Annotated in this window: 8 protein-coding genes; 7 read left to right on the forward strand and 1 reads right to left on the reverse strand. The window is 56.8% G+C overall.

The genetic code is table 11. The features are described 5' to 3' along the window. Positions 1-38 precede the first annotated feature (38 nt). The 7 genes from BP26_RS0120405 (at position 39) to BP26_RS27895 (ending at position 9,880) form a co-directional block, all read left to right on the forward strand. Entirely contained in the window at positions 39-1,184 is a 1,146-nt protein-coding gene (locus BP26_RS0120405) for a hypothetical protein (RefSeq protein ID WP_029922409.1), read from the forward strand. Between the two features lie 31 nt (positions 1,185-1,215). After that, positions 1,216-2,574 (forward strand): DUF6035 family protein, encoded by a 1,359-nt coding sequence (locus BP26_RS0120410; protein WP_029922410.1) that lies wholly within the window; start codon positions 1,216-1,218, stop codon positions 2,572-2,574. A 1,290-nt stretch (positions 2,575-3,864) separates the two neighbouring features. Next, the gene (locus tag BP26_RS29735) at positions 3,865-4,431 is read left to right on the forward strand and encodes a hypothetical protein (protein ID WP_157572665.1); all 567 of its coding nucleotides are present in this window, start codon (positions 3,865-3,867) and stop codon (positions 4,429-4,431) included. A gap of 73 nt (positions 4,432-4,504) precedes the next feature. Further along, complete coding sequence (locus tag BP26_RS0120420) at positions 4,505-8,035, forward strand: SIR2 family protein (protein ID WP_029922412.1); 3,531 nt, start codon at positions 4,505-4,507, stop codon at positions 8,033-8,035. A 75-nt stretch (positions 8,036-8,110) separates the two neighbouring features. Beyond that, entirely contained in the window at positions 8,111-8,704 is a 594-nt protein-coding gene (locus BP26_RS0120425) for a hypothetical protein (protein ID WP_029922413.1), read from the forward strand. A gap of 30 nt (positions 8,705-8,734) precedes the next feature. Then, positions 8,735-9,193: a hypothetical protein gene (locus BP26_RS0120430; protein ID WP_029922414.1), complete on the forward strand. Its 459-nt coding sequence runs from the start codon at positions 8,735-8,737 to the stop codon at positions 9,191-9,193. 48 nt (positions 9,194-9,241) lie between these two features. Further along, entirely contained in the window at positions 9,242-9,880 is a 639-nt protein-coding gene (locus BP26_RS27895) for a hypothetical protein (RefSeq protein ID WP_157572666.1), read from the forward strand. A gap of 12 nt (positions 9,881-9,892) precedes the next feature. Here the strand turns inward: BP26_RS27895 and BP26_RS28845 are convergent. Beyond that, positions 9,893-10,208, reverse strand: a 316-nt coding sequence (locus tag BP26_RS28845) for a transposase (RefSeq protein WP_084183278.1), incomplete at its 5' end; no start/stop codon positions are given.

A 10,208-nucleotide genomic window follows, 5' to 3' on the forward strand; every position in this document is an offset into this window, starting at 1 on the left:
ATACGCAAATCGCGAATCAAAGAACACCGACAGCAGCGATGTCAACGAAGTTCGATCGGGTAATCCGTGACCGCAAGGCGCTGATGGAGCGCAGCATGGCCCATCTCGATCGACCGTGGGTCAGCTATGCCGAGCACATCAAGGCGTCACGCTTCAAGCGAGCCCAGAGCGTCGCGGACCGCACCATCATCTACCTCGATACCAATGCCTGGCTCACCATCGCCAACGTCCGCATCAACAAGCAACGCGTCACCGCAGAGATGCGGGATTTCGAGCGTCAGATCGCGCGCGCCGTGGCGAGCAGCAGATTTCTGTTTCCCATAGGGCTGAGCACTTTCTTCGAACTCGACGCCATCGCCGACAATGCCACCCGCGCATCACTGATCGGCTTTGTTGACGAGATGTGCCAGGGCTTCTGTGTCGAGACTGATCACACCTTGTTCGACGTGGAGCTGCGGCGAATAGAGGCCGGGGACAGCGAGGAATATCGCCACCCTGCTGAGTTCCTGCGCAGGCCCATGGAGCTGGTTGACCCCATCAATATGTCGCGGCCCGACGAGATTCCGCCGGACTTCGTCGCTCACATTTACTACAAGACGCGATATGACATCATCACCGAGTGCTCCTTCAGCGACCAGTTGGAGTTCACTAGGGCACACCGCAAGAAAATCTGGGACAACAAGGCGCTGACCGACCAGCTCAACGAAACCAAGCTCGCAACGCCCATCAAGGCCCCGGAACTGTTCAGAGCGATGGTCGGTGTGTTTAAGAGCCTGATTGAGCTTCACTGCCAGCGCTTCAAGCGGGAGATGGAAGACGAACTGCGTCAACTGCTGGTCCTGCGCTGCCTCTACCTCTGGGACCAGAATCCAGGCAGCGCCGCGTTTCCTACCATCCGCATCAACGTTACGCTATGGGGCCTGATGCAAGCTGATCCCACCCGCCGCTTCCACCATGGTGACGTCGCCGACTTCGAGGCCGCCGCGAGCGCGCTGCCACTGGCAGCCGCTTTTTACACCGACCGCAAGCTCGCCAACTTTCTCAACGACCCCCAGCTGGCGCCGCTACGCAGCGCCTTCCCCTGCGAGGTGGTCAGCGGCTTTTCCGAGATGGCCCAGCACCTCGCGGCGCTGATCGAAGCAAGACGGAGATACGCAGGCTGCGAGACGCCCAGCGGTTGTTGACTTTGTGTCTCTGGCGCATAAGCATGAATACGTGCCCGCCCTCTCAGTCGCGAACCCTGAAATCAATGAGGTCCGAGATCTCAGTACCGGACAGCTTCTGGCCTCGAAGCAGCTGATCAACGAGGACGACGGCGCGATTAGTAAGCTGCGGCTGCGCCTGTACGAGGACGAGATAGAGGGGCGCCGCGGTTACGTCTGCTCGACCTGTAACGTACCCGTCTATCTGGTCTCTACACCGGATCGTGGCCGCTTCTTTTTTCGGCATAAAATCGAGGACGGGAGTTGCCCGGCGCGGACTAGGGGACTGCTATCCGAGCGCGAAATTCTGGCTCGCAAGTTCCACGGCCAGAGAGAGAGTGAACCGCACCTGCGCGTCAAGGCCTTACTCCAGCAGAGCCTGCAGGCCGATTCCAATTTCGCTGACGTGAAAGTCGAGGCCGTGTGGAAAAGCTTCGACGAGGAACAGTGGCGCAAGCCGGACGTCAGCGCCTGCTACCGCGGCTTGCCGGTCGCTTTCGAGATTCAGCTGTCGACTACCTTCGTGCGCGTCGTGGCGGAGCGGCGATCCTTCTACCGCCAGCAGGGCGCCTTGCTGATCTGGGTCTTCGATCATTTCGACGACGCGGCGCGCCGCCTCACTGAAGACGACATCTTCTACAACAACAACTGCAACGCCTTCGTTGTCACGGCCAAGACTCTGGCGGCGTCGAACGCCGCTGGGGCGTTCCGTTTGGGCTGCTGTTGGGCGCTGCCCGGGGATGCTGCCGGCAGCAAGTTGCAGCGCGCACTGATCGGGTTTGCCGAACTGACCCTGGACCTGGCTGGTCAGCGGGCGTTCTACTTCGATCACGACGGCGAGGTCGAGCGGCTACGCCTCCAACGTGAGGCCGCAGTGCGACAACGGGCGGAGCAGGCGGCTGAAGCCTTCCGCCAGCGGCTCCTTCGCTACATCCATGCGTATCTTCGGACGAGAGCCAACGATCTGGAAGTCTGGGATGCGCTTAGGAGCGACGCCCGAAAACACGGCTTCCAGTTCGATCGCTATCCGGGCTCACTACCCTGGACCTTAATCATGACGCTGCTATCCGCTCAGGCCGACCGGCCGGTGGGATTCAAGTTCAGGTCGATGAAGGAGGTAGCCCACAACATATATCCCGGCAAGGCGAAGTACCTGCGCTACTTCCTCCATGCCATTCAAATCTGCGGAACGGGTCGCGATCTCGCAGACGGCAAGGCATGGCAGGAGCGAGTACGGCAGTACACGCCGCTCCTCGGCGCCAGGGATGTGAGCGTGGTCGCAGATGTAGCTCCCCTGCCCCTCGTCGACTTCCTTTTCCCGGAGTTGCGTCTTCGCGAGATGGATCTTGGCGAGCCGGAAACAGCAAGATGAAGGCAGGGAACAAAGGACCGTCGATGCCGCCCCAATCAAGGAACGCTTTCCACCCACCTAAATAGTAGCCGACTATCGGAAAAAACAGCCAAAAACGTGGACGCCAACAGAATCCGAGACGAACTCTCCCGTATACGACGACAGCTCCACAGGGGAGATGAGTCGGAACTGTGGGTTTGGGTAATTCAAGATACGCTTGCCTGCGCGCAGCGACCGCTGCGGGACCACATTACTTTTGGCGGACGCAATCCCCTGCGACCCGAGGCGAAAGCACTTGTCGAGGCATGGGTAGAGCGCGTAATACGCAGCGGATTTCGCTCGATCATCTCGCTACTTGAAGAGGCACAGCTTGATCGGTACTACGTGCGTGGCGGTATTGGGCTTCATCCCAAGGGTCTCCTCGGTTACTACGAGTCTCGGAAACTCAGCGTCGAAAGTGTTCCCTGCCAAGACTACCAACGGCCGACAGCCGAGCAGATGCTGTTAGTCCTGGACGCATTTGGCCGACTCCCAAAGCCCATCCTTCTCCATTGCAGCGCCGGCATCGACCGCACGGCACCAGTCGCCGCGTTCCTGGTTGAGAATTCAAAGCTTGTTGGGTGACTGTGACCTGTCGGCCGTTGCATTGAACCCATGAGTGCCGCGCTGGCGCCTTTTTTGGACAGCACCGACCGGCCCGGGCGATGGAATACCGCCCGGGCCGGTGCAGAGCGCTACGTCAATGCAGCTTTGCTTGACCCCATGCCTCAAGGCTGGTGCCAGGCAGACTGTGGAGTGCATTTAGGAAGGGCAATCCAAGCTCCACGGGAATTACAACGAACGCGGGTTGCCCCCCCGTGGCGCGGGGAAAACCTGCCGCGGTGTGATCTCCGTCGTACCGCGCAGCCAACACGCGCGGCCCATCATCAAAAAACACCAAGCGCGACCGTAAAGCCTTCGTAGGTATAGCTCGTCTGTTCATATCGAAAATAGGCGTATCTACGGCCAGGTTCATATTGAGTCATGACATTCTCCGAGCCGGGGGTTGAACGGGCGACAAGAACGCACGAGGACGCCATTTCACCCTTACCGTTCGTCGGAAAGTTTCGGCGTCTGGTTCCCAGTTACTGATAAGCCTCAAAAACCTCGGGCAGATCGTAGGTTGAGATATACTGAATTCCAGGTGCTTGGCAGGCGCCTGCAGCCCACGATGCGAAGCTGGATTCGGCTCTGCTGGTACGTAGGACACTGGTGATCCCTGGTTCAGCGGGGGCGTTTGTGGGCGGCGACCCTGCATGACCGGAGATTGATGTGTCCAACAAAATCGAATCCCCTGAAGCTGTTCAGGCTCGCCGTGATGCGCAGCGCCTGCGCAAATCACTCGGTATTCCGCAGCATGAGGCCCTGGAACAGGTCGCCAAGCGGCGCGGCTTTTCCTCGTGGCATGCGCTCATACACGCGGGCGCCCTCCCCTTGCAGCAAAAGTACGAAATTCCCATTGGTGACCAATGGGATATTGCCATTGTGCTGTATGACAGCAAGGCGCTGATACGTGAGGTTCATGCGACAGGGCTTCCCGGTCTCCTGATTGGCGAGGAGATTTTCAGAAGAGTTAACGTCCTCATGAAAGGGGGGGTATTTTCCGTTCGTACTTCCCGTCTTTGCGAGAAATTCGAGCGCGTCCTTAAGGGTATTTTGGGCGGACGTGACATTGATCAGTTGGGCATAGACGACTGGAAATTGGTCGCTGCTCAATACGGCGAATGGATTGAAGACCCGAGCGCATGGGTCATAGCAGCTTATGAATGCCGACACGCAGAGTACCTACGCGGCGCCGGCTTGCGTCCGAGATCATACGGAAATGAATCGACACCTTGATCGGTCAGCGAAGTATTGCGATCGAAGGTGGCCCTGGGAGCGTCACGTGATGCGTTATTAGGGAACACCACCGATGCCAAAGCTTGGCCCGATTAACGTTGACGATCGGATTCTTGACGCGATTCGAGATGATCGGCTCGTGGTCTTCGCCGGCGCCGGTGTGTCCAAGGGTCCGCCAGCCAGCTTGCCGGATTTCATCGAACTCGCCAGGGATATCGCCGCTGGGACGGGGAACGCGCTAGCGGATAAGGAGCCTATCGATCGTTTTCTAGGGCGCCTTGTGCATAAAGGTGTAGAGGTCCATCAACGAGCCATGGAGCGGCTGACCGTTCCTGACAGTCGCCCCACCGCACTCCACAACGATTTGCTACGTCTGTTCCGTTCGGCCGACCACGTCAGGCTTGTAACTACCAACTTTGATCTGCACTTCGAGACTTCCGCGCAGCAGGTGTTTGGGAAATGCCCCGATATATTCCGCGCTCCAGCCCTGCCTCGGGGCGGAGACTTTCGCGGTCTGGTGCACGTGCATGGTGTGCTTCCATACTCTAAAGAGATAGTGTTGACGGATGCTGACTTTGGCAGAGCCTATCTCACTGAGGGTTGGGCCCGCAGGTTCCTTGTTGAAGTGTTCAGAACGCATACTGTGCTATTCGTCGGATATAGCCACAACGATGTTGTGATGAATTATCTGGCGCGAGCGCTTCCAGCGGGCGGAGTCGCAGGCCGATTTGCTTTGACAGAGGAAGATGGCGACTGGAAGTTCCTAGGGATCACGCCCATTCCGTTTCGAAAGGGCGAAGGCGCCGACGCTTTTAAGGAGCTTTACGACGGAGTGCACTCTCTGGCAGAACGCGCCACACGCGGCGCGCTGGACTGGCGAAGCAAGCTTGCCGAAATCGGAAATAGGACTCCTCCCGCCGATGACGAAACAATAGGTGAGATCGAGCAGGCGCTGAAGGAAAGCCATACCACACGATTTTTCGTGCAAGTTGCCCGCGATCGAGGGTGGCCGGTATGGCTGAACTCTCGAAAATACATTGAAGCTCTGTTTGACGCGGCCCCGCTAGGCGAGAAAGACAGGTTACTCGTATCGTGGCTGGCGGAGCACTACGCCATCGAACACCCAAACGAGTTGTTTGCGGCTGTGGCGGCGCAGAAAATGAGGTTAAACCCGGAATTGTGGTGGGCGATTGGCCGCGAACTGGGACTTGACGACAAGAAGGAGCTCCGCGACTTGGATCTCACGCGCTGGGTCGCGCTACTTCTGGCTTGCGCGCCGGCCAACGCCGACCACCACGTACTGTCGTGGCTGGCAGCCCGATGTACCAAACAAGGGGCGATCCTAGTTGCGCTTGAGATTTTTTTGTTCATGGGGCAACACCGATTTAATGTCAAGCTTGGGTACCAATGGCCTGACATCGAAGATGAGGACAGCACTACGAGGCTTGATCTTGATACGCCCTTACGCAGCGAGCATTTCAGTCTGAATGAAGTATGGACTCAGAGCCTCAAGCCACATCTGCCAGCGATTGCGCAGCCTTTGCTCTCTGGCGTTGCTCGGCGCTTGGAGAGCATTCACTACTACCTTCTAGCTTGGGACAAGGCCGCGCACGACGGCGATGCTCTCACTTGGGGTCGAGCCGCAATTGAGCCGCATCAGCAGGATGAACATCCAGAGCCGATCGATGCTCTGATTGATGCTGCACGTGATGCACTGGAATGGCTCGCCGCGAATCAAACTAACCTACTGGACGCTTGGATTGAGAGGCTGCTTGTTTCCGACGTGCCCCTGCTGCGCCGTTTGGCAATCTACGCAGCCACTGCGCGTCCTGAAACATCATCGGATGACAAGTTGAATTGGTTGCTGCGACGCATTGGCCTATACGCCGTTGCGGAACACCATGAGATTCATCGACTTGCGGCTTTGAACTATCCATCAGCCAGCGCTCCGGTCCGGGAGGCGATTATTGGCGCCATTTTGGAGCATCAGGTACCGGATGCGGAAGATGAGAAAGCTGCGATACGCACCGCAAGAGTACATTTCGAATGGCTGGATTGGTTGCTGCAGTCGGAACCCACCTGTGTACTTCTACAAGCGGCACTTGCTCCGATCAAGGCCGCCTATCCTCAATGGGTCGCGCAGGACCACCCTGATCTGACGCACTGGACTGGCGCATTGTGGGTTGGCCCGCAGAGTCCATGGACGGTTGACCAGCTACTGGCTACTTCGCCGGCCGAGCAACTGGAACAATTGCAGAACTTCCAGGGGAATCGATTCGAGGGGCCTGATCGCGATGGGTTGCTTGCAGTGCTGAAGGAAACATGCAAGCAGCGACCCGATTGGGGGTTTCTGCTGTCTGATGCTCTGATAGCACGCGCGTTGTGGACGTCGGATTTATGGTCGCCGATATTGCGAGGTTGGCTGGAAGCTGAACTGACGGTCGCGCAGTGGAACACCATACTTGACCTCGTTGCCTGTCCCGAGATTCAAACAGCGCATGTGCATGAGGTGGCCAATTTGATCTACGGATTGGTGAAGGACGGCGGCAAACCCTTCGCGCTCGACGTACTCGACAAGGCCAACGCCATCGCGGTGAACGTCTGGAATGCAATTGAACGGAAACAAGATCCGCAAGACGTTAAAGATTGGCTGCTCTCGGCGATCAATCGCCCAGCCGGAGTTATTGCCGAATTCTGGATTCACGGATTGTCGAGGCTCTTGCGGGGCAAAGCGGGCGCTGATAGATCGCTACCGGATGATTACCGCAGGTGGCTCACCCTGGTTGCCTTAGACCAAAGCGATGTAGGTGGAATGGGGCGCAGTGTCTTCGCGAGCCAAACACTGTTTCTATTTTCTCTCGACGAAGGATGGACGCGACAGCACATCGTTCCGTTATTCGGCGACCCGAATGCACAGCGATTTGACCAAGCTTGGGATGGATTTCTCACCTGGGGTCGCCTGAGTGCAGCGCTCGCAGAAGCTCTAAAGCCGGCATTTATTGCGGCACTGCCGAGACTGGGCGCTGTTCGTATGGATCGCCGGCGACGTTTCATCGAATTCATCGCCGTGCTGTCGATATTTCACAGCGATGACCCAACCGAGCAGATCCTTCCAGCTCTGTTCCAGCAAGGCACAGTTGCGGATCGCATCCTGTTTACGTCGAAGCTCGGCTTTTTTCTTCGGCAGTTGGATGCCGATGCGCGCTCGGTTCTTTGGAATCGCTGGCTGCGCCGTTATTGGGAGAATAGATTGCAAGCGGTTCCCGCCGTTCTTGACCCTACCGAGAACTGGAAAATGGTGGAATGGCTTCCGCACCTCGGAGACTTTTATCCAGAAGCGGTTCAGCTCGCAGTGCGTGGGCCTCGGCAAGCCATCGAGCATTCAGATTTATTCCGTACATTGAATGCCAGCGAGCTTGTTGTTCGATATCCGCGAGAAACAGCGCAGTTGATCGTCTTTGCCTGTAACTGCGGCTTCCCGCCCTACTTCTGCGGCGATGTCACATCAATCATTGGCCGGCTCAGAGCTGCCGAGTTGGGTCAGGAGTCTGAGCGCGAGTTGCTTGAAGCCATGGCGCGAACGCCTTGCGGCCCCATTGCTTGAGCCTTTAGGTGTTTCCATGAAAGGACCAATCGAGGGACGTTTCTGGATCGACAATAGCCGTTGGCGAGTGGCTCGATGAGCAAGCTCCCAATATTGGTCAGCATGGACCTGCTTTTCCTCCGCGATTTCTTAAACCACGTGAAATCGGATGTGGCGACCGAATGGACCGAGATTGAAGCACAATCTGAGCGCGGCGAGTTCGAGGAGTACGAGGACTACGAACGTGCGATGAACTATCCTTTAGTTCGCGCCGAGATTGGTGCTCGCGCCGTATACCATGAACTAAACGCGTTGGTGGAATCCCAATTGCAAGCACTTGCAGAAACGCGCTGGCAGCGATTGAATCCCAGCCGTTCAAATGATCCCGCAAAGTGGAAAACTGTGGCGGACGCGTCTTTCGGACAAGTACGCGAGTTAATCGAAGCCGAGTATGGAATCTATCTCGTCGACGTCGAGGGCTGGTGCCACATAGAGAAATTGCGCGAGGTTGTAAATGCTTATAAGCATCGCAGAGGCAACAAAAGAATGAGCGAGATATTCAAAGATCGCACGGCCTACAAAGGTACGTTTAGGTATGAGACGAGTATCGACGAGGCGACGCAGCTTTTAGAGCAGGTTCCTATTTTTCTGGATAACCTGATTACGGCCGCGCTCCATCAAACCAATTAAAACAATCCCGATATTCCGCCCGTCCTGCCCATGACCCTCAACTATGGCCTGACTTCAATCCGAGATCTCTTTGCGAAGTTGCAGCGCGACGCTGCTGCGCTAGATGAAGAGGTGAACAGTGACCGCATGTTCAATTTTGTGATAACCGGCTATTCGATGATCGATTGGGTTAAGAACGATCCATCGGTTCCGACGGCCGCTAAAGCGGCCGTGGCGGTTCAAGCGCTTCGAGATGATATATGGCTCAAAGCCTGCGGCGAACTCGCAAACGCAAGCAAGCATTTCGTGCTCAAAAAGCAGTCACCTACTACCGCCTCTGCAACTACGGCTCAAGGCTATGGCGTTGGCCGCTATGGCATGGGCGGCTACGGAGTCGGTGAGGAAAGCATTGATATCCTGCTCAATGACGGCGCGAGCTTTCACTGCCTCGACCTCGTGAACGGCGTAGTCGGTTCGTGGCAGCGTTTCTTTTTATCACACGGAATTTGAAAGCAGTCCCGGCGCAACGACAAGGGTCGCCATCTTACAGAGGTAAACGTGTTCAACTTACTCGTTACGGGCAGCAACGGCTGGGGAACCACGCACGGAAGTATGAAAGTGGATAGAGTGCTTAATTACACCGCACAGCACGTGGAAGACCACTTTGCACCTGGCGGCAAGCTCGATCAACGCGCCGTTACCGAACTGCCGACCGTCTTTGCCTGTGAGAATGGGTGGGACGGCAAGCAGCCTGCCGCCCGTGTGGGGACCTTGACGCGGGTTCAATTGGTCGGCTCGGAGTACCAGCTTGACTACGTACTCGACCCCGACATACCTCCGATTGCCAATTCGCTGCTGTTCGGGGACGCCGCTCATGATCTTCACATTAATACAACAGCGTCGATTCCTGAGTCGTCTCGCAACCATTGGTCCATCAAGGACGTTGATCTGTTCAAGGTATTGCTCAAGAGAGGACTTGGCCAACGTCCCCAACCCAAGGTTTTTAGTTTCGGCGATGAGCCGGTGGACGACAGCCTGGTCGCGGTAATGATGCCGTTTGACGCGGCCTACAATCCGGTTTATGAGGCGCTAAGAACAGCGATCGCCGAGACCGGCATGACATGCAAACGCGCGGATGATATCTGGGATAACGATCACGTTGTTCAAGATGTCGCTCAACTATTGAGTCTTGCATAAATAGTTGAAGCACTACAGTGGCAGCTCAGCTTGGGTCCAAAAGGCAGTGACAAGGGTGGATCGTCGCTGCATGGACTGGAGCCTGCGGCGTGCATATCGGCTAAGTTGGCCCAGATTGGACGGACAGAAGTTGCCCAGCTCGCGATGTTTCAGATGTCCCCAGATGTATTCGACCGGGTTGAGCTCTGGCGCGTAGGCAGGCATGACTTCGAGTTGAATGGCGCCATTGAGGCTGTCCACGTACTGACGTACCAAGCGGCTCTTGTGCACTGGCAGGCCGTCCCAGACGATCAGCAATTTGCGCTTGATCTGGCGCCGGAGCGCTTTG

It is taken from the genome of Nevskia soli DSM 19509 (assembly GCF_000711955.1).
In the GTDB taxonomy this organism is placed as follows: domain Bacteria; phylum Pseudomonadota; class Gammaproteobacteria; order Nevskiales; family Nevskiaceae; genus Nevskia; species Nevskia soli.

Bases quoted from the DNA above. Each gene is read 5' to 3' on its own strand.
- BP26_RS0120405 (WP_029922409.1), top strand. From the start codon at position 39: ATGTCAACGAAGTTCGATCGGGTAATCCGTGACCGCAAGGCGCTGATG.
- BP26_RS0120420 (WP_029922412.1), top strand. From the start codon at position 4,505: ATGCCAAAGCTTGGCCCGATTAACGTTGACGATCGGATTCTTGACGCG.
- BP26_RS0120425 (WP_029922413.1), top strand. From the start codon at position 8,111: ATGAGCAAGCTCCCAATATTGGTCAGCATGGACCTGCTTTTCCTCCGC.
- BP26_RS0120430 (WP_029922414.1), top strand. From the start codon at position 8,735: ATGACCCTCAACTATGGCCTGACTTCAATCCGAGATCTCTTTGCGAAG.